General features: G+C 58.6%; 18 protein-coding genes. 12 read left to right on the plus strand and 6 right to left on the minus strand.

The window, feature by feature from the left end; translation table 11 throughout:
* Nucleotides 1–30 precede the first annotated feature (30 nt).
* From ACA063_RS08975 to ACA063_RS09005, 7 genes are read left to right on the plus strand one after another with little or no spacing between them, the layout of a single operon-like run.
* Entirely contained in the window at nt 31–1,194 is a 1,164-nt protein-coding gene (locus ACA063_RS08975) for a PrgH/EprH family type III secretion apparatus protein (protein WP_497665556.1), read from the plus strand.
* Nucleotides 1,195–1,204: 10 nt separating this feature from the next.
* Nucleotides 1,205–1,474: a type III secretion system needle filament subunit SctF gene (gene sctF, locus ACA063_RS08980; RefSeq protein WP_497665557.1), complete on the plus strand. Its 270-nt coding sequence runs from the start codon at nt 1,205–1,207 to the stop codon at nt 1,472–1,474.
* A gap of 55 nt (nt 1,475–1,529) precedes the next feature.
* Nucleotides 1,530–1,838 carry a type III secretion system inner rod subunit SctI gene (sctI, locus tag ACA063_RS08985; protein WP_497665558.1) on the plus strand — a complete coding sequence of 103 codons (309 nt, stop codon included), beginning with the start codon at nt 1,530–1,532 and terminating at the stop codon, nt 1,836–1,838.
* Nucleotides 1,835–2,557, plus strand: a complete 723-nt coding sequence (locus ACA063_RS08990; RefSeq protein ID WP_497665559.1) for an EscJ/YscJ/HrcJ family type III secretion inner membrane ring protein — start codon at nt 1,835–1,837, stop codon at nt 2,555–2,557. Before sctI ends, ACA063_RS08990 begins: the two co-directional genes overlap by 4 nt.
* Complete coding sequence (locus tag ACA063_RS08995) at nt 2,541–3,110, plus strand: OrgA/MxiK family T3SS sorting platform protein (RefSeq protein WP_497665560.1); 570 nt, start codon at nt 2,541–2,543, stop codon at nt 3,108–3,110. Before ACA063_RS08990 ends, ACA063_RS08995 begins: the two co-directional genes overlap by 17 nt.
* Nucleotides 3,082–3,759, plus strand: coding sequence for an oxygen-regulated invasion protein OrgB (locus tag ACA063_RS09000; RefSeq protein ID WP_497665561.1), 678 nt, complete (start codon nt 3,082–3,084; stop codon nt 3,757–3,759). The genes ACA063_RS08995 and ACA063_RS09000 overlap by 29 nt, the downstream gene beginning before the upstream one ends.
* 11 nt (nt 3,760–3,770) lie before the next feature.
* Entirely contained in the window at nt 3,771–4,190 is a 420-nt protein-coding gene (locus ACA063_RS09005; protein WP_497665562.1) for a hypothetical protein, read from the plus strand.
* A gap of 54 nt (nt 4,191–4,244) precedes the next feature.
* Here ACA063_RS09005 and ACA063_RS09010 read toward each other — a convergent pair whose 3' ends face one another.
* On the minus strand, nt 4,245–5,783 hold the full coding sequence (locus ACA063_RS09010; protein ID WP_497665563.1) for a hypothetical protein: 1,539 nt from the start codon (nt 5,781–5,783) through the stop codon (nt 4,245–4,247).
* 165 nt (nt 5,784–5,948) lie between these two features.
* Between ACA063_RS09010 and ACA063_RS09015 the strand changes: the two genes are divergently transcribed.
* Nucleotides 5,949–6,968, plus strand: coding sequence for a quinone-dependent dihydroorotate dehydrogenase (locus tag ACA063_RS09015; protein ID WP_497665564.1), 1,020 nt, complete (start codon nt 5,949–5,951; stop codon nt 6,966–6,968).
* Nucleotides 6,969–7,288: 320 nt separating this feature from the next.
* On the opposite strand, the gene rmf is transcribed toward ACA063_RS09015, so the two are convergent.
* On the minus strand, nt 7,289–7,504 hold the full coding sequence (gene rmf, locus ACA063_RS09020; protein WP_003223300.1) for a ribosome modulation factor: 216 nt from the start codon (nt 7,502–7,504) through the stop codon (nt 7,289–7,291).
* A gap of 529 nt (nt 7,505–8,033) precedes the next feature.
* Here rmf and rlmKL point away from each other — a divergent pair.
* Both rlmKL and ACA063_RS09030 read left to right on the plus strand, forming a co-directional pair.
* Entirely contained in the window at nt 8,034–10,304 is a 2,271-nt protein-coding gene (gene rlmKL, locus ACA063_RS09025) for a bifunctional 23S rRNA (guanine(2069)-N(7))-methyltransferase RlmK/23S rRNA (guanine(2445)-N(2))-methyltransferase RlmL (RefSeq protein ID WP_497665565.1), read from the plus strand.
* A gap of 226 nt (nt 10,305–10,530) precedes the next feature.
* Entirely contained in the window at nt 10,531–12,921 is a 2,391-nt protein-coding gene (locus ACA063_RS09030; RefSeq protein ID WP_497665566.1) for a sensor domain-containing diguanylate cyclase, read from the plus strand.
* A 119-nt stretch (nt 12,922–13,040) separates the two neighbouring features.
* Here the strand turns inward: ACA063_RS09030 and dacB are convergent, their stop codons facing one another.
* On the minus strand, nt 13,041–14,501 hold the full coding sequence (gene dacB, locus ACA063_RS09035; protein ID WP_497665567.1) for a D-alanyl-D-alanine carboxypeptidase/D-alanyl-D-alanine endopeptidase: 1,461 nt from the start codon (nt 14,499–14,501) through the stop codon (nt 13,041–13,043).
* Between the two features lie 233 nt (nt 14,502–14,734).
* On the opposite strand from dacB, the gene ACA063_RS09040 reads away from it, so the two are divergent.
* Nucleotides 14,735–15,079, plus strand: a complete 345-nt coding sequence (locus ACA063_RS09040) for a YggL family protein (protein ID WP_162438361.1) — start codon at nt 14,735–14,737, stop codon at nt 15,077–15,079.
* Nucleotides 15,080–15,237: 158 nt separating this feature from the next.
* Here the strand turns inward: ACA063_RS09040 and ACA063_RS09045 are convergent, their stop codons facing one another.
* Complete coding sequence (locus ACA063_RS09045) at nt 15,238–16,428, minus strand: benzoate/H(+) symporter BenE family transporter (protein ID WP_497665568.1); 1,191 nt, start codon at nt 16,426–16,428, stop codon at nt 15,238–15,240.
* A 458-nt stretch (nt 16,429–16,886) separates the two neighbouring features.
* On the opposite strand from ACA063_RS09045, the gene ACA063_RS09050 reads away from it, so the two are divergent.
* A complete protein-coding gene (locus ACA063_RS09050; RefSeq protein ID WP_150770943.1) occupies nt 16,887–17,651 on the plus strand; it encodes a GntR family transcriptional regulator in 765 nt (254 codons plus the stop codon).
* Between the two features lie 270 nt (nt 17,652–17,921).
* Here the strand turns inward: ACA063_RS09050 and guaD are convergent, their stop codons facing one another.
* Both guaD and xdhC read right to left on the minus strand, forming a co-directional pair.
* The gene (guaD, locus tag ACA063_RS09055) at nt 17,922–19,226 is read right to left on the minus strand and encodes a guanine deaminase (protein WP_497665569.1); all 1,305 of its coding nucleotides are present in this window, start codon (nt 19,224–19,226) and stop codon (nt 17,922–17,924) included.
* 8 nt (nt 19,227–19,234) lie between these two features.
* Nucleotides 19,235–20,092 (minus strand): xanthine dehydrogenase accessory protein XdhC, encoded by an 858-nt coding sequence (xdhC, locus tag ACA063_RS09060; protein ID WP_497665570.1) that lies wholly within the window; start codon nt 20,090–20,092, stop codon nt 19,235–19,237.
* Between the last annotated feature and the right edge of the window lie 146 nt (nt 20,093–20,238).

Here is a 20,238-nt window from a genome sequence, read left to right on the forward strand (position 1 = left end):
GGGGCTCACTCACGGTCTGGAACTTGATAGGTGACGGATATGTCGGCCCCCCCATTGCAACCCTGTGTACTACGGATCCTGAACGGTCCGCTGCAAGGGTGCGAGTTCCCGATCAGTGAGCCATGCACGTTGTTCATTGTGGCGCCGCTGGACCTCCTGGGAAACGCGACCTGCCCGGTCAGCGTGCCAGCGGATGCGATTTTCGTTCCTCTGGAACACGGGGGATGCAATTTCGAAGTGCTGCTGGATGAAAGCGGCGTGCAGTTGCGACGGCTCGATGAATCGGCGCAAACGCGGCAGTTTGTCTTTCAGCGCAGCGAACACGTGGGTGGGTTGCACATAGGTTTACATGCGCAAGACGAGCACTGGGCACCGGAGCCCATTGAGTCGCAGCCCAAGCCTTCACCTCAGGAAGTCGCTCGCCCGTGGCAGCGAAAGATCGTCGCCAAATGGCTCAGTGGCGGGTTGGCGCTGGGCTTGTTGGTGGCCTCGGTCGGCGTGTGGTCGGTGCCTGCACACACACCCGAGACCGATGTCCGCCAACTCATTGCCGGCGTCAGTGCCGAGGTAGAGGTGGTGCACGGACGCGACAAAACGGTTTACGTCTTTGTGGCATCCGAACGAGACGCTGGCTGGAGCCGGCAAGTGTTAATGCGCAACAACCTGCTGAGCGCGAAAGTGCTGGTGATGGATCAGGAACGTCAACGGCTGGAGAAACGCCTGGTCGACCATGATCCGCAACTGGCCTGGCACTCACTGGACCTGAAGAACCCCTCGATACCGCGGCTGCTGGTCAGCGCGCAACGCAATGTGCTCTCGCCTGATACTCAAAAAAGATTGCTCGATGTCCTGCTCCAGGCGGCGCCCTATGCCCGGGATGTGGCGGTACAGATACAGGACGACCATTTGCTGGCAGATCTTGCCGAGCAGGGTTTGCAACGTCTGTCGCTGGGGTTCAGCCGTGTTGAGTACGGTGACAGTGTCACGTTTGCCGTTGCAGGCAATTTGCAGGATTCCGAGTTGGCTGCCGCGCGCCACTACGTCGACGGATTTTACCGGCAGTGGGGTGATCGCTACGTGCACTTCACTGTCGAGCTCAAAGACGATTCGCTCAAGGGCAAGTCGTTCCAGACCGGCCCTCAGGGCTTCATCAAGATGACTTCATCGTCTTGGCATTTTCCGACAAAACTATAAAAGGTGACTTATGGCTGGTCCCGGTATTCCCGAATTCCCGATTCAATTCCCTGATGACTTCCTCGGTCGTCAATCCGAAGCCTTCGAAAACGGTGCAAGGAGCCTCAAGGATGCACTGGATCTGGCGCTTGAGGCACTCAAGGATGATGCCTCTGATCCGGCAAAGCTGGCGGCTTACCAGACGGCATTTTCGTCCTACACGGTATTCCGTAACGCCCAGACCAACACGGTCAAGGGCTTCAAGGACATCGACATGGCGATCATCCAGGCGGCTCGCTGATTTTTCCTGACGGGTCATTGTTGCCTGACGGTGTCCACTTTAATGAGTGCAGTGCATGACTATCCAAAGCCTCTCTTCTTCCGTTATCGAACGGACCGCAATCGTTGAGCTGCGCGGCCCCCAGGAAGGCCCGACGGTTTCGCTCGAGAGTCGATTGCTTGAAGCCTTCGCCAGTTCCGCGGTGAGCAGCGGCCAGGAGGTTGCGTCGATCAACTCGCTGATGCAAAGCCCTGATATCACCAGCCCTGAAGCGTTGGCCCGTCTGCAGGAGCAGGTTGGGCAATACAACGTGGACATCAATCTGCTTAACGTGCTGGTACGCAAGGCCGTGGGCACGGCCGAAACCCTGTTGCGTGCGTCATGAAGGCAGGCGCGCTGCTGATGTTTTTGTGTGTCGCGCTGCTGGGTTGCCGGCAGCCCAGCCTGCTTGAAGGGCTGGACCAGCAACAGGCGAACGAAGTGCTTTCGGTACTGCAGCGCAACAACATTACGGCGACAAAGGTGGACGCTGGGAAGACTGGTTATTCGGTGAAGATCAACCAGGTCGATTTCTCGGCAGCCGTCGATTTGCTCAACCTGTATTCATTGCCTTCAAGACCTCGGGTGCAGGTCGCGGAAATGTTCCCCAGTGACTCGCTGGTAGCCTCTCCCCGCGCCGAGAAAGCCCGGCTTTATTCGGCGCTGGAGCAGCGGATCGAACAATCGCTGGGGGTGCTGGAAGGTGTGGTGTCGGCGCGGGTACATGTCAGTTACGACCTGGATGCCGGAGAAGGAGGGCGCAAGGCTGCGCCCATTCATTTGTCTGCCGTGGCGGTTCATGAGCGAGACATCGATCCGCAACTGTTGATCACCGATATCAAGCGCTTCCTCAAAAACAGTTTTGCGGGCGTTGAGTACGAAAACATCTCGGTGGTTCTGACAAAGCGATCGCCGACGCAGCATGTAGCGCCGTTAGTCAGCGCTGCGGCGGATGATTCGCGCTGGTTGTGGGGAATGGCGTTGTTTGCGGCGCTGTTTTTTGCTGGCGCTGGGGTTTTTGGGTATCGACAGTTGAGTGGGGTGACCCGTGACATCGAGCGCTGAACGTTGGCAGCAAATTTTCGCCGAACCGCTGGACTATCTGCACGCTCAGCGCCTGTCTGTTCCGACAGGGTTCGAGGCATCTGATGCCAGGAGCGTGCTCAATCAGATCGTGCTCGAAGGCCTCGCGTTGCAAGGTCCGTGGCCAGCGATGCCGCTCAGTGGCGTTGCCAGCGTGTGGGTTCGGCAATGGCGACAAATGCCCCGGATCGCGTCGTTGATTGGCGCCTGGCGACTGTTTCCCCAGCTGGCCCGAGGCGGGCTCTTGCAGCAGTTGCCATTGTCGTTGCGCCGGTTCGCCAGTTGTAATCCCGGGCCCCGTATCAGCGGGCCGCTCCAATCGTCCCTCCCGCTGATGCAGCAAATCGACGCCGCGGGCTTCAATGCGTTATCGGGTTGGTTCGATGGTGTGCCGGCGCTGTTGCTTGAGCGCCTGTCGTTGCAGTTTTCTCCACAGGTGGTTGATCTGCACAGGCAATGGCCCGTCGCAGAGCCTGACCTGGCCCTTTTTTTTTTGGCGGTACAGCATGCTCGACTCCATCCGAACCCTGACTGACGTGCCCCATTCAAGCGATGCACGCACTGCACGCGAAGACATCGTCGCCGCGCGTCAGCGACGCGCTTTGCAACAGCAGGCCCAAGACTGGGCACGTGAATGCGTCGAACAGGCCGGCCGTGACGCCGATGCAATCCGTGCCCACGCTTTTCAACAAGGTTACGCCGAGGGCATCTTGAGAGCGGCTGAAGACTTGGCGAGTGGTCTGCTTGAGTCGCAGGCGCTGGGCGAGCAATTGCGCCGCGAACTCGCACAGGCTTCCCGCCAGTTGCTAGGCGATTTATTGAGTCGCGGCGAATGGCTGGACGAGATGCTGGAACGTTGGCTGGCGGAACAACCGAGCCAGCCCGATACGGTGCTGCAGGTCTTGCTGCCGGTGCGCTGCAAATCACAAGGCAATGAACTGCGCCAGCGCTTGCAAGCCCTCTGGCCCGGCGCACTGGTGCTTGAGTATCAAGCGCAGGAACGCTATGTGCTGCGCCTCGGCGATCAACTGCTCGAGTTTGATATCGAAGCGAGCTGCCAGCGATTGCATCCGCGATTGTTGTCTCTTTTGAAGAACCTGCCCGAGTCGGTTCGTGCGCTCGATGGGGCGTCGATTCAGCGACTCGGTGAGGTGTGTTCGAGCTTTGGTGGGCGTGCGCGATGAGGATCGACGCAATGATGAAATCGCCCCTGGTCGAGGACAGTCGGGTTTCGGGGGTTGAGGCGTTGGAGTCTCGTTTGTTGCGGGCCAGTGAGGAGGTGATGGGTAGCAAGCGACCCGATCCCGAGATTGACTTGCTTATTCAACAGCTATGGATAATGGAGGGGCAGGGCGAAAAAGCTATCTATGACTACCTCAGATCTTTACGGGGAGAGGGGGGCGACATGCCCGCGTATCCGACTACCAAAGCGCTGATGACAGTGACGAATCAGGTCATGGTTCGTTTGTTTCAGGAAGGGTTGCACAAGTCCAAATTGTACAAGGAGGTCTCAGGCGCCAACGGCCTGGCCTTCGCGTTGGATATGTTCGTCAGGAATACCCTGCGTGTGTTTGATCCACCAGATGAGGATTCGTGGGAAAAGAGTGAGTGGTGAAACACCGAATGCGTCCAGCAAGCACTAGTGGACGCATACGGTTGCCTGCGCTTCTTATTCTTCAGGCGGGTTGCCCTCGTGAGCGTATAGGAATCCGGGATATCCGGCGAAAGCAACGGCAGCGACTACCGCATTGACAGCGTGATTAGTGGCCGAAGCGGACAATCCCAAGCCGCCGAAGTATGTTCCTGCCGATATCGCGGCGCCCATGAGGAATTGGCCGAAAGAAGTACGTATCGCCCCCGTGGTCAATAATTGATCTGCCACCTGTGAAGCAGTGGGGATGCGTGGAGCGAAATGGATTCGATATCCATCGGCCGACTTTTCGCTTTGAAACGCATGCATTATTTCCCCCCCCACCACTTTGCTAACAACTTCTGCGGCGCCGTTGTAGGCACCACGTAAAACATCCTGTCCGAAAATCGGTTCAAGAGATTGAACGATCTGTTCGGGGCTGCGTTGAGTCACGTTTGACCTCAACTGCAAATCCGCGGAACGCTCCATCCAGGCCATTAGTTGAGCCCCTAGCCCGCTGTCTGCGACAGAGGGATCGGGAGTGCCTGACATGGCATAACCGGCACCAGAGTTGGGAGCAGTCCTGTCCATGGCAGTGCCCGCAAGGAACTGAAGCGCTGCGTACAAGCCTCCATTGGCCACCGTACCTGCACCCGTGGTCTGTGAGTTGTCGCTGGTTTTGAAGAACAGCTGTGACAGGTCGTTAGCCAAGGTATAAAGGGCCATCTGTGGACCAAATGAAGCAAGGGCGGGAAGGGCTTGCGGTACTGCCAATGCAGCCGCGAAAGCTGCCAGCGACAATGACAATGTGGCAAGGCGGGCTAGTCGCGTTTCGGTGTTCGCCGTTCCGTTGTATTCATCTCTGATCGCGCCAACAATGTTCATGGCTGGGCCAATCAGCAGGGAAATGCCGCCTATCATGCTGCGTGTCAATGGGGCGGTGCCGTTGGATTGCAAGCTTTTTTCAATAGCAAATCCGAGCAATTGCCTGGTCGTTGTAAGGATGCCTACGATCAGGCCTGTTTGAAGGCTGGCGATTGATAGGTTACTGGCCAGTCGTCCTGAAGTGCTTTCAAACTCGTTGTTTCCTAGCTTGCACAGCGTTGCACCTAGAGCGTCTAAAAGTATTTGGGCGCGTTGTAAATAGGTGCTGCTATCAGTTAAATGTTGCGAGTCTTCAAAAAAACCCAAGTCAATTTCCAGAAGGGTGCCGTCTGTTAACGATCCTGATTTTGTAAGGTTCTCTAAGCCCCTGATGTCACCTGAAAATGCTTGATCGAGGTTCTGCACCAACTCGTCGGTGACGACACGCTCTTCGGAATTGTCGAGCATATCGATAACGACATAATCCACTGCCTTGCGGGCGCCCTCAAGCAGGCTTAAATCGTTTCCCTGCAGTGCGTTATTAGGCGCGTTGATATCGGACACCTGGTCGCACATTGCAGCGTCGAGGTCTTGAGAGGAGACGCCCATCTCCACAATGGTGTGGTCTCTACGCTGCTGAACTACCGATTCCGGAGCGTCCAGTTGGCGAGAGCTTGCAGAAGAAATACTTGATCCGATGCGAATTTCAGACATCTTCTTTTCCTGTCGTGGCGATTGTGCTGGCGCTTGTATAGCCGTCTGAATCATCGACACTCGATGGCGTTGCCGCTATCAAATAACGCTCCTGTTCCTCGCGCACGCCCCTCCACCCCGGCTATAATCGTGGCCACTTTTCGTAGCCCAGAGTCAAACCCGCCCATGTACACCCTGGCCCGTCAGCTGTTGTTCAAACTTTCCCCGGAAACCTCCCACGATCTGTCCCTGGACCTGATCGGCGCGGGCGGGCGTCTGGGGCTCAACGGCTTGCTGTGCAAGGCGCCGGCGAAAAAGCCGGTGACGGTCATGGGCCTGGATTTCCCCAACCCGGTGGGGCTGGCGGCTGGCCTGGACAAGAACGGTGCGGCCATCGACGGTTTTGCCCAGTTGGGTTTTGGTTTCGTCGAAATCGGCACCATCACCCCGCGTGCGCAGCCCGGTAATCCGAAACCACGGATTTTCCGTCTGCCGGAAGCCGAGGCGATCATCAATCGCATGGGGTTCAACAACCTTGGCGTCGATCATCTGTTGGCCCGAGTGGCGGCCGCGAAGTACAAGGGTGTGCTGGGCATCAACATCGGCAAGAACTTCGATACCCCGGTTGAACGAGCCGTCGATGACTACCTGATCTGCCTGGACAAGGTCTACGCCCACGCCAGCTACATCACCGTTAACGTCAGCTCGCCGAACACGCCAGGCCTGCGCAGCCTGCAATTTGGTGATTCGCTCAAGCAATTGCTGGCCGATCTGGCCGCACGCCGTGCTGAACTGGCGTTGCGTCACGGCAAACACGTACCGCTGGCGATCAAGATCGCGCCGGACATGACCGACGAAGAAACCGTTCAGGTTGCGCAAGCGTTGATCGAAACCGGAATGGACGCGGTCATCGCGACCAACACCACCCTAAGCCGTGTTGGCGTCGAAGGCATGGAACATGGTGACGAGGCGGGCGGTCTGTCTGGCGCGCCGGTTCGTGAGAAGAGCACCCACACCGTGAAGGTACTGGCGTCGGAATTGGCCGGTCGCTTGCCGATCATCGCCGTGGGCGGGATCACCGAAGGCAAGCACGCAGCAGAGAAAATCGCCGCGGGTGCGAGCCTGGTGCAGATCTACTCGGGTTTCATCTATAAAGGCCCGGCGTTGATTCGTGAGTCTGTCGACGCAATTGCTTCCCTGAGATAACCGATTGATGGGGGCGCCCAATAAATCGCGGCCTGCTCGGTCAATGTAGGAGCTGCCGCAGGCTGCGATTTTTTGATCTTTTGGTTTTTGTGTTGGTGCGTGAATTATCCGAGAGCAAGATCAAAAGATCGCAGCCTGCGGCAGCTCCTACAGGAATTGTGTGAAGTCAGTGCCTTAACCGATGCGGATTTTTGAAAAACAGGCATAAAAAAGGGCTCCTCGAAGGAGCCCCTGGGCCGAAGCCCGCCGCCCGGATGGGGCGTGCGTGGTTAAGGTATTCAGTAATCAGATTGTCGTGTCGGAGTGTTAAGCCCTGTAAATTAGCCGACGGCGTGAAGTTCGTTGAGTCTGTGGATTCCCGCAGTGCCGGTCATACCGTCCCAGTTGTCGCCGCGTCCTTCTCGCCAGCCGTTAATCCAGGCTTGGCGTACCGACGGTAGAGTAAATGGGCAAAGCTCACGGGATTTGCCACCAACGCCATATTGATATCCGCGCAAAAATGCTCTTTCCAACGGATCACGCTTAAGTCTTCTCATAGGGTGTTGCCCTCACTTGTTGACTGTAGGTATCGCGTTGACCTCTATCGAGGTCTGGCAGAAAAAACTCCTGCCGTTGGGGGCTCGCTGCCGGCGTCGCGAGCCAAGTTGTTGACGTCGTTGCGGCGTCAACCTGTGTTGAGTTCTAACCAATGCGTCACATAGAGGGAATGATCGTTTTGTCATAAGGACGTAACCATTAAGGTGGTATGGCCATAAGTAACGCGATGTTTACACGCGTTTATTGACCAAACCCCGGTATGATCGGCCCCGCGCAGGATGACGGTGCTAATCCTTTAACGAGAACGCCTCGCGTTGCGATGAGGCATTATTCGACGAAGGGTCGCCTTATGACATTTTGTTTCCCCAACTTTTTTACCTGTCTTTGCATCTAAGCTCCTTTAACCGAGCAGCAAGGGTGGGACGGCACACCTTCGTGCCACGCGGGCGTTCTTTTAGAAAAACGCCTGATTGAAAACCGGACCGGCAATGCGTTGCCCGTTCACTCGCTAAAGGCTTTGAAATTCCAATGTCCGACCAATTTGAAATCTTCCTCACTTGCCCAAAAGGCCTTGAAGGCCTGCTTATCGAGGAAGCCGTCGGGCTTGGCCTTGAAGAAGCACGTGAACACACCTCTGCCGTGCGCGGCATGGCCACCATGGAAACCGCTTATCGTCTTTGCCTGTGGTCGCGTCTGGCGAACCGGGTGCTGCTGGTGCTCAAGCGTTTCCCGATGAAGGACGCTGAAGACCTGTACCACGGCGTGCTCGATATCGAGTGGCAAGACCACATGCTCAACGACGGCACCCTGGCGGTCGAGTTCAGCGGTCACGGCTCGGGCATCGACAACACCCACTTCGGCGCCTTGAAAGTCAAAGACGCCATCGTCGACAAACTGCGTACGCCGCAAGGCGATCGTCCATCGATCGACAAGCTCAACCCGGACTTGCGCATTCACCTGCGCCTGGACCGCGGCGAAGCGATCCTCTCTCTCGACCTCTCGGGCCACAGCCTGCACCAGCGCGGTTACCGCTTGCAGCAAGGTGCTGCACCGTTGAAGGAAAACCTCGCGGCAGCGATCCTGATCCGTTCCGGCTGGCCTCGCATTGCAGCCGATGGCGGCGCACTGGCTGACCCGATGTGCGGTGTGGGTACGTTCCTCGTCGAAGCGGCAATGATTGCCGCCGATATGGCACCGAACCTGCGTCGCGAGCAGTGGGGCTTTACGGCCTGGCTCGGTCACGTCCCGGCGCTGTGGAAAAAGCTGCATGAAGAAGCCACCGAGCGCGCGGCTGCCGGTCTGGCCAAGCCACCGCTGTGGATTCGTGGTTACGAGGCTGACCCGCGCCTGATTCAACCGGGCCGCAACAACGTCGAACGTGCCGGGTTGAGCGAGTGGATCAAGATCTACCAGGGCGAAGTCGGCACGTTCGAGCCGCGCCCGGACCAGAACCAGAAAGGTCTGGTCATCTGCAACCCGCCGTACGGCGAGCGTCTGGGTGACGAGGCGAGCTTGCTCTATCTCTACCAGAACCTCGGCGAACGTCTGCGTCAGGCGTGCCTGAACTGGGAGGCCGCCGTGTTCACCGGCGCCCCGGACCTGGGCAAGCGCATGGGCATCCGCAGCCACAAGCAATATTCGTTCTGGAACGGCGCCTTGCCGTGCAAGTTGCTGCTGATCAAGGTCACACCCGACCAGTTCGTCACAGGCGAGCGCCGCACGCCGGAGCAACGTCAGATCGAGCGCGAGCAGGCTGAAGTCGAAGTCGCCGGCAATGACGTGGTACCGGGCAAGTACGAGAAGTACAACAAGAACGGCAACCCGATCAAACCTGCCCCTGTGGTGATCGAACAGCCGCGCTTGAGCGAAGGCGGGCAGATGTTCGCCAATCGTCTGCAAAAAAACCTCAAGGCGCTGGGCAAGTGGGTCAAGCGTGAAGGTATCGACTGCTACCGTGTCTACGATGCCGACATGCCGGAATACTCCATGGCCATCGACCTGTATCAGGATTGGGTCCACGTCCAGGAATACGCCGCGCCGAAATCCATCGATCCGGAAAAAGCTTCGGCGCGCATGTTCGATGCCCTGGCTGCCATTCCGCAGGCCCTGAACGTCGACAAGAGCCGTGTCGTGGTCAAGCGCCGCGAACGTCAGAGCGGCACCAAGCAGTACGAGCGTCAGGCGGCACAGGGCAAGTTCGTCGAGGTCAACGAGGGTGGCGTCAAGCTGCTGGTGAACCTTACCGATTACCTCGATACCGGCCTGTTCCTCGATCACCGGCCAATGCGCATGCGGATTCAGAAAGAGGCGGCCGGCAAGCGGTTCCTCAACCTGTATTGCTACACCGCGACCGCCAGCGTTCATGCGGCCAAGGGTGGCGCGCGCAGCACCACCAGTGTCGACCTGTCGAAAACCTACCTCGACTGGGCGCGTCGCAACCTGTCGCTGAACGGTTTCTCTGACAAGAACCGTCTGGAGCAGGGCGACGTGATGGTCTGGCTGGACGCCTGCCGTGACGAGTACGACCTGATTTTCATCGACCCGCCGACCTTCTCCAACTCCAAGCGCATGGAAGGCATTTTCGACGTGCAGCGTGACCAGGTGCAGTTGATCGACCTGGCCATGGCGCGCCTGGCGCCGGGTGGGGTGTTGTACTTCTCCAATAACTTCCGCAAGTTCGAACTCGAGCCCAACCTGAGCGAACGCTACGCGGTAGAAGAAATCACGGCCAAGACCATCGATCCGGATTTCGCCCGTAACGGCAAGATCCACCGCGCCTGGAAAATCATGGCGCGCTGACACCTGGATTCACTGTAGGAGCTGCCGCAGGCTGCGATCTTTTGATCTTGTTTTAAAGAAAAGATCAAAAGATCGCAGCCTCGTTTCACTCGACAGCTCCTACAGGGGCATCCGCAGCAAAAGGTGCAGTTGCGAGTACAGCGCTGGTCAAATTAGTGGCTAATAGCTATAACTCAACTCAGGGCCATTGAGCTTTCCCGGCGCTTGGCGTTTTGAGTTTGCCTCTATGTCGTTGCACGTCATGCGCCCAAAGATCCTGGGTTTTATCAGTGAAGATGCTTCGGCCTGGCTGGTCGCGCTGCTGGTATTGCTCGTCGGCGGCATTCTCACGGGGCTGCTGGCCTGGTCGACACTGAATCTGTTTCACCATCAATTGCGGCAACGCTTCCAACTGCTCGCCAGTGAACGTTACAGCCGTATCGAAGAACGTTTTGAAGATCAGGAACAGCGCCTGGACGGGTTGCGCCGGTTCTTTGCCAATTCCGACACGGTATCCCGCGAGGAATTCGACGGTTACGCCAGGCCACTGTTGCATCGCACCCAAGCTTATTCATGGGCGCCGCGGATCTCCCGTGCCGCGCGGCCTGCGTTTGAGCGCGCGGTGCAGGAAGAAGGGTTGAGCGAGTTTCGTGTTCGCGAACTGGATGCTACCGGGCAGTTGCAAACGGCTGCTGAGCGGGACGAGTACGCTCCGGTGCTGTACACCCAGACTCAAAGCCGTCTTCCCACCCCCCTGGGATTCGATTTGCTTGCGCAACCGTTGCGCCGCGCCACGCTGGAGCGGGCCGACAGCCATGGTGGCATGGCGGTGTCGCAACCTCTTTATCTGCTGGGGATTGAGCCGACCTATGCCCGGGGAATCCTGCTGGTGGCACCGGTCAGCCGGCAGCCGGCGGCGGGGGTTATACCGGATGGTTACGTCATGGCCGTGATCAGCATGCGCCAACTGCTTGCGGATGGATTGCCGGAGGATAACCACGATTTTCTCTCGGTGCGCATTCTTGATCTGTCCACCGGGGATCAGCATGAAGTGCTGTACGAGTCGAGCAATACGCCCGCCGTCAGCGAACTGTCATCGACGCAGCTGATCCGTCTGGCTGACCATGATTATCAGGTTGAAATGCGGCCCAGTACCTCGTTTCTGCAAGCCAACCATTCTTCGGTGAGCAGCCTGGTGGTGTTGGGCAGCTTGCTCAGTCTGCTGCTCAGCGCCTTGCTTTATGTGTTGGTCAGCCAACGTCAGCGGGCGTTGAAACTGGTCGAGCAACGGACCCAGGAACTGCGCGCCCGCGAGCAGGAATTACGTGGCACCCACGGCCAGCTGCGTGGCGTGCTGAACGCCGCAACGCAGGTAGCGATCATTGCCACCGACCTGCGCGGCGTCATCACCACGTTTAACGCCGGTGCCGAATCCATGCTCGGCTATACCAATGCTGAAGTGGTGGGGCACATGACCCTGGAGAATTTGCATCTGCCCAGGGAGTTGGCGGCACGTTCGGCGGAGTTGAGCGCGCGATATGGCAAGCCGATTCCGACCTGTCAGGCGATGCTGGTCGAGGGCGGTGAGGAGGGTGGTCACGAAGCGCGGGAATGGACGCTGGTGCGCAGCGATGGCAGCTACCTTGCGGTGAATATGTTGGCGACGCCGGTGCTCGACGAACAGGGCCTGTGGGTCGGACACCTGGCGATCTGCATCGACATCACCGAACGCAAGCGCGTCCACGAAGCGCTGGCGGCGCGTGACCTGCTGCTGAAGAAACTCAGTGCCCATGTGCCGGGCGGGATCTACCAGTTCAAGATGGAATTCGACGGGCGTTTCAGTGTGATCTACGCCAGTGACGGGATTCGCGAGATCTACGAACTGGAACCGGATGTGTTGCTGCTCAATGCCGAAGCGATCTTCACCCGGATTCATCCGCAAGACACCACGCGGGTGCGCGCCTCGATCCGCGCTTCGGCGGACAACCTGAGCCCGTGGCGCGAGGAGTATCGCGTGCAGTTGCCCCTGCGTGGGCTGCGCTGGGTCCGTGGCGAGGCAACGCCTGAGGAACTGCCGGGCGGCGGCGTGCTGTGGCATGGCTACATTTCGGACATCTCCGACCTTAAACGCGTGGAAGAAGAACTGCGGGCGCTGTCGGTGACGGATTCCCTGACGGGTATTCACAACCGCCGCTACTTCCAGGAGCGCCTGACCACCGAAATGGCCAGGGTCGAGCGGGGTGGCGGCGAGTTGTCGGTGATCATGCTCGATGTCGATCACTTCAAACGGATTAATGACCAGCACGGTCACGCGGTCGGTGACCGGGTGCTGCAGGCCGTGTGCGAACGTATCGGTCATCGCCTGCGTCGCACGGATGTGTTTTGTCGTTTGGGAGGCGAGGAATTCATGGTGCTCTGCCCGGACATCGGTGGCGAGCACGCGCATGTGCTGGCATTACAGCTATGGCAGGAGCTGCGCAGTTCGCCGATTGACGGCGTCGGGATCGTTACGGCGAGTTTCGGTGTGGCCAGCTGGCGAGCTGGAGAGGGCGCGGATGCGCTGCTTTTGCGGGCGGATTCGGGCGTATATGCGGCCAAGCTTGCGGGGCGAGACAGGGTTGAGGCAGAAATGAATTAGGTGGATCAAAAGATCGCAGCCTCGTTTCACTCGACAGCTCCTACAGGGGTACGGATATACCGATGAACCTGTAGGAGCTGTCGAGTGAAACGAGGCTGCGATCTTTTGATCTTGGTCGATTAAAGAACCGAAGCCGTCTCTGGCAATTTCGGCTGGCGATACAAGTCCAGCAGCACCTGATCCAGCACCGACGATGCGCCAAAAGGAGCCTTGTCGTTGAGGATCGCGACCACCGCCCAGGTATTGCCGTTGATGTCGCGGCTGAAGCCGGAGATCGCTCGAACGGTGTTCAGGGTGCCGGTCTTGACGTGCGCTTCACCGCGCATCGCGGTGGTCTTCAAGCGCTTGCGCATGGTGCCGTCGGTGCCGGCAATCGGCATCGAGCTGATGAACTCTGCGGCGTACGGGCTGCGCCAGGCGGCCTGCAGCATCGCCGCCATTTCCCGGGCGCTGACTCGCTCGGCGCGGGACAGGCCGGAGCCGTTCTCCATGATGAGGTGCGGCGCGGTGATGCCTTTCTTCGCCAGCCACTGACGAACCACGCGCTGGGCAGCCTTGGCGTCGTCGCCATCGGCTTCGGTGCGGAACCGCTGGCCCAGGCTCAGGAACAGCTGCTGTGCCATGGTGTTGTTACTGTATTTGTTGACATCGCGGATGATTTCCGCCAGGTCCGGCGAAAAAGCGCGGGCCAGCAATTTGGCATTTTTCGGCGTAGGCGCCAGAACGTCCTTGCCCTGAATGCTGCCGCCCAGCTCTTTCCAGATGGCCCGGACCGCACCGGCGGTGTAGGTCGCGTGGTCCAGCAGCGACAGGTACGTCTGGGAGCTGCAGCCATCGCCCAACTGGCCGCCAACCGTCACGGTCACGCTGCCATCGGGTTGGGTCACCGGGTTGTAGCGTACGCCGCCGGTGCACTGCTTGGAGTTGATGGCCTTGACCTGGTTTTCGATACGGATCGAGGCAATCGGTGGCTCGACCGATACCAGTACCCGGCCGTTGTCATTGCGGGCCACAAAGCGCAGCGCCTTGAGGTTGACCATCAGCGAGTCAGGCTTAACCAGGAACGGTTTGTTCTCGTCGTTGCCGTCATCGTTGAACTCGGGCAGTTGCGGTTGCGTGAAGAAATTGCGGTCCAGCACCAGGTCGCCGGTGATCTGCGTGACGCCATTGGCGCGCAGGTCACGCATCAGCAACCAGAGTTTTTCCATGTTCAGCTTCGGATCGCCGCCACCTTTAAGGAAGAGGTTGCCGTTGAGAATGCCGCCGCTGAGGGTGCCGTCGGTGTAGAACTCGGTTTTCCACTGGTGGTTCGGGCCGAGCATTTCCAGCGCCGCGTAAGTGGTGACCAGCTTCATGGTCGACGCCGGGTTGACCGAGACGTCCGCATTGAAAATGGTCGGCGTGCCCGGGCCGTTGAGGGGGATCAGCACCAGTGACAGGGCGTTGTCCTGCAGTTTGCTGGCCTTGAGGGCCTTTTCAACGTTGGGAGTCAAGCCGGTATTAATGGGCGCAGCGCAAAGCGGGAGGGCCAATGGGAGAAGTAAACCGGCCAGCAACAATGGACGCAAAGATTTGATCATATGAAATAGAACCCTACAGCCGAGGGGAAAAAGACGAGGGCATGAAGATAAATTCCCTCAGTAGTCATGAAAGTGTCGGCATTATGCCCCAAGGTGTAGCGGCTTGTGCCGTGACCTGGCCCGCTAATAAGCTATTTTTTTACCGACGGTAGCTCGCCGCGCCCAGAGAGTCGGGCAATTGGCGGCTTAAACTGCTAAAGTGCCGCCCGTTATTACTTATGAGGATTGTTCCAATGGCGACTAACCGTTCCCAGCGTCTGCGCAAAAAACTGTGCGTCGATGAATTTCAAGAGCTGGGTTTCGAACTGAACCTGGATTTCAAAGAAGATTTGGCTGATGAAGCCATTGATGCTTTCCTCGACGCGTTCCTGCAAGAAGCCATGGAAGCCAACGGTCTGGGTTATGTCGGCGGCGACGACTTCGGTCTGGTTTGCCTGCAGAAACGTGGCTCGGTATCTGAAGAGCAGCGCGCTGCTGTTGAAGCCTGGCTCAAAGGCCGCAGCGAACTGACCGAAGCAACCGTCAGCCCGCTGATCGACGTCTGGTACCCGGAAAAGCCAATCAATCCGGTAGCTTGATGTCAGAAAAAACGGCGACCCAAGGGTCGCCGTTTTTTTATGCGAAGATCAAAAGATCGCAGCCTCGTTTCACTCGACAGCTCCTACACAGCTCCCGCATCGATTGCGTTCATCCTGTAGGAGCTGTCGAGTGAAACGAGGCTGCGATCTTTTGCTTTTCAGGCCTTACGCCAATTCAAGATCACTAACGTCACCACCCCCGCCACAATCCCCCAAAATGCCGAACCGATGGAAAACAGCGTCAGCCCCGATGCCGTCACCATGAACGTGATCAACGCCGCCTCGCGCTCCTTCACTTCGCTCATAGCAATGCTCAGCCCATTGATGATCGAGCCGAACAACGCCAGCGCCGCAATCGACAGCACCAATTCTTTGGGCAGCGCGGCAAACAACGCCGCGAGCGTTGCGCCGAACACACCGGCGATCCCGTAGAAAATCCCGCACCAGACCGCCGCCGTGTAGCGTTTGTTGCGATCTTCGTGGGCATGCGGTCCGGTGCAGATCGCTGCGCTGATGGCGGCCAGGTTGATCCCGTGTGAACCAAACGGTGCCAGCAGCAGCGAGGCGATGCCGGTGGTGGTGATCAGCGGTGACGCGGGCACGTTGTACCCGTCGGCGCGCAATACGGCGATCCCGGGCATGTTTTGCGAGGTCATGGCCACGACAAACAATGGAATGCCGATGCTGATGGTGGCCGCCAGGGAGAAATGCGGCGTGGTCCACACAGGCGTCGCTACTTCCAGGTGGAAGCCACTGAAATCCAGCAGCCCCATGAATCCTGACAGGGCCGTTCCGATCAACAGCGCAGCCAGCACGGCATAACGCGGCGACAGGCGCTTGATCACCAGATAAGTGAAGAACATGCCCAACACCAGCGCAGTACGATGCTGCGCCGCGACGAAGATTTCACTGCCGATCTTGAACAGAATCCCCGCCAGCAACGCCGCCGCCAGGGAAGCCGGGATCTTTTTGACCAGGCGCTCGAAGCTGCCGGTCAAACCACAAATCGTGACCAGTACGGCGCAGGTGATGTAGGCGCCAATGGCTTCGCCGTAGCTGACGCCGCCCAGGCTGGTGATCAGCAAGGCCGCGCCGGGGGTCGACCAGGCGATGGTGATGGGCGTCCGATAGCGCAGGGACAAGCCGATCGAGCACACCGCCATGCCAATCGAGATCGCCCAGATCCACGACGAAATTTGCCCGCTGGTCAGGCCGGCGGCTTGGCCGGCCTGGAACATCAACACCAAGGAGCTGGTGTAGCCGGTCATCATGGCGATGAAGCCGGCGACGATCGCCGAAGGTGACGTATCGGCCAGAGGGCGGAGCTGCGTGTGCGTGGCGTCGTTCATGACGGGGTGTTCCTTTTGTTCTGGTGAAGATGTCCGTAGTAACGTCGTCCAGGGTAGGCGCTATGCAGGACCTTGTAGGGCCGTGTAGGGCCGTGTAGGACCTTGTAGGAGCTGTCGAGTGAAACGAGGCTGCGATCTTTTGATGTGGTTTTTAAACGCAAGATCAAAAGATCGCAGCCTCGTTTCACTCGACAGCTCCTACAAGGTCCTACAAGCGCCTACGAGCGCCTAAGTAGTTCCTGCACGTTCCAACGCTCCTACAGGATTCTGCGATCAAGCCTAAACTCAAAAGTATCCCTTCGTTGCAATACAGCGGAGGCGACAAACAGCCGTACAGTCGTGTTGCCACCATCCATTGTGTACAATCGCGGTGTTTTTTACGCGATACTTGCCAGCGACCCACTGTGCCGTATTACAGTCACGGTCAATTCGCCGCAGTTCTCCCGACTCGAGTGCCCATGAACGAACAGTTGCAGCCCCTCAAGAAACAACCGCGAGCAGGCAAAGCCGGCCGCAGCGGTACCCAGGACGATATTGTCTACGCGCATATCTTCGAGGCCATCCTCGAACAGCGTCTGGCGCCCGGCACCAAGTTGAGCGAAGAAGCGCTGGGGGAAATTTTCGGGGTCAGTCGCACCATCATTCGCCGTGCGCTGTCGCGCCTGGCCCATGAAGGGGTTGTGCTGCTGCGTCCGAATCGCGGCGCCGTCGTTGCCAGCCCGAGTGTCGAAGAGGCACGGCAGGTGTTCCTGGCCCGGCGTCTGGTGGAGCGAGCGATCACCGAGCTGGCGGTTCAGCACGCTACAGCCGAGCAGATCGCCGAGCTGCGTCAGATGGTCAATGACGAGCGCGACAGCTTTTCCCGTGGCGATCGGGGTGCTGGTATCCGTCTGTCGGGCGAATTCCACCTGAAGCTGGCTGAAGCGGCAAAAAATGCCCCCCTGATCAGCTTCCAGCGCAGCCTGGTGTCGCAGACCTCGTTGATCATTGCCCAGTACGAAAGCGGCAACCGATCCCACTGCTCATACGACGAGCACACCCAGTTGATCGACGCCATCGAAGCGCGCAATGGTGAGCTGGCGGTGGATTTGATGATGCACCACATGGATCACATCGACAGCAAGCTCAACCTTGACGAAGAAAGTGCGTCGGATGATTTGCATGCGGTGTTCTCGCATTTGTTGCAGACCAAGAAGCCTGGGCGTTCGTCGGCAAAGCTTTAAGTTGAACCGAGTCGCGCCCATCGCCAGCAGGCTGGCTCCCACAGGGTTTGGAGTCGCACGCAAATCTGGTGAACCCCAAAAATCCCATAGGGTTTGAGGTCGCACGCAAATCTGGTGAACCCCAAAAATCCCATAGGGTTTGAGGTCGCACACAAATCTTGTGAACCCCACAAATCACTGTGGGAGCCAGCCTGCTGGCGATGGCGGCAGAACAGGCAATAAAAATCCCCCGGGCTGAAAAGCGGCGGGGGATTTTTTATGCCTGAAGACTTAGCGCTGATGCACCAGCGCACCCGCCGCATATGTCTGCAGCACCGTCCGGTCATCGCCCAGCGTCATCAGTACAAACAACGTCTCGGCAATGTTGTTGGCCTGCTTCAAGCGATAGCTGAGCAGCGGCGTAGCGTTGTAATCCAGCACCAGGAAATCCGCGTCGGTGCCCGGCAACAACGTGCCGATCTTGTCTTCCAGACGCAGCGCACGGGCACCGCCCAAGGTCGCCAGGTACAAGGATTTGAACGGGCTCAGTCGTGCGCCTTGCAGTTGCATGACTTTGTACGCTTCATTCAACGTTTGCAGCAGCGAGAAACTGGTACCACCGCCGACGTCCGTCCCCAAACCAACGTTCAGTTTGTGCTTCTCGGCCATCGGCAGGTTGAACAGGCCGCTGCCGAGGAAGAAGTTCGACGTCGGGCAAAAAGCAATGGCCGAACCGGTTTCTGCCAGTCGCGCGCACTCGTCGTCGCACAGGTGCACGCCGTGAGCGAATACCGAGCGCTCGCCCAGCAATTGGTAGTGATCGTAGACGTCCAGGTAGCCTTTACGCTCCGGGAACAGTTCCTTGACCCACTCGACTTCCTTGAGGTTTTCGCTGATGTGGGTCTGCATGTACAGGCCAGGGAACTCGCTGAGCAATTGACCGGCGAGGGTCAACTGTTCGGGCGTACTGGTCGGGGCAAAACGCGGCGTGACCGCGTAGTGCAAGCGGCCCTTGCCGTGCCAGCGCTCGATCAACGCCTTGCTTTCCACGTAGCTGGATTCCGCGGTGTCGGTCAGGTAGTCCGGCGCGTTGCGGTCCATCATCACTTTGCCGGCGATCATGCGCAGGTCCAGCTGCTCGGCAGCCTCGAAGAACGAGTTCACAGATTGCGGGTGCACGCTGCCAAATACCAGTGCCGTGGTGGTGCCGTTGCGCAGCAATTCCTTGATGAAAATGTCCGCGACTTCGTCAGCGTGAGCCTTGTCGGCGAACTGGCTTTCGCACGGGAACGTGTAGGTGTTGAGCCAGTCCAGCAGTTGCTCGCCGTAGGCACCGACCATGCCGGTTTGCGGCAAGTGAATGTGGGTGTCGATGAAACCCGGGGTGATCAGGGCGTCCTGATAGTGGGCGATGTCGATATCGGCCGGCAGGGTCGGCAGCAATTCGCTGGCGTGGCCTATGGCGCTGATCTGGCCGTTATCGACCACCAGCAAGCCGTCCTCGAAATACTCGTAGGAGGCTTCGATGCCCACCTCGGCAGGATCGGCGATGCTGTGCAGGATGGCGGCGCGGTAGGCTTTTCGAGTCAGAGGCATTGTCGTTCTCAATTCGTGGCTTTCAGGTTTGAAGCGTGGCTGCGACGTGATGCTGGCAGCAGCTTGGCAATCGGTTCGGCGCTGGACGTTTGCTGGCCGAAACTGGCGTTGTAGGTGGCGATGATTTCGCCCGCGATGGAGATGGCGATTTCCACAGGCAACTTGCCTTTGACTTCGCCGATGCCCATCGGGCAGCGCATGCGTTGCAGCACGGCGCTGTCGAAACCGCGATCACGCAGGCGGTGTTCGAACTTCACTCGTTTGGTCTTCGAACCGATCAGGCCAAAGTAAGTGAAGTCGTTGCGCTTGAGGATTGCGGCGGTGAGTTCGAGGTCGAGCTGGTGATTATGGGTCATGACGATGCAATAACTGCCGGCGGGCAAATCGTCGATTTCATCCACCGGTTCTTCGGCGACGATCTTGCGCACGCCGTGGGGGATCTGCTCAGGGAACTCCGCATCCCGCGAGTCGATCCAGCGCACGCGACAGGGCAGGCTCGCCAGCAGCGGCACCAGTGCACGGCCTACATGGCCGGCGCCGAACACGGCGATCTGCGCCTGGACCTGGCCCATGGGTTCAAACAGCAACACGGTCACGCCGCCACAGCATTGGCCCAGGCTGGCACCTAGGCTGAAGCGCTCCAGGTGCGTGTCCTGCTTGCCACTGGCGAGCATTTCCCGGCCGATCTGCATGGCCTTGTATTCCAGGTGCCCGCCACCGATGGTGTCGAACGTCTGGTGGGCACTAATGACCATCTTCGAGCCGGCATTGCGTGGCGTCGAGCCGAGCTCTTCGATGATTGTCACCAAGACGCAAGGTTCGCCGCGGTTTTGCAGGTCGGCGAGGGCGTCGATCCAGTTGTACATATTCCACCTCGACATCTGTGTAGTCTGTTCGGGCCTCATCGCCAGCAGGCTGGCTCCCACCTTTGGATCTCTGTTAGCCACAAAATGTGTGCTCACTAAAAATCCACTGTGGGAGCTAGCCTGCTAGCGATTGGAGGCGGCTCGGT

It is taken from the genome of Pseudomonas sp. LBUM1643, assembly GCF_059716215.1.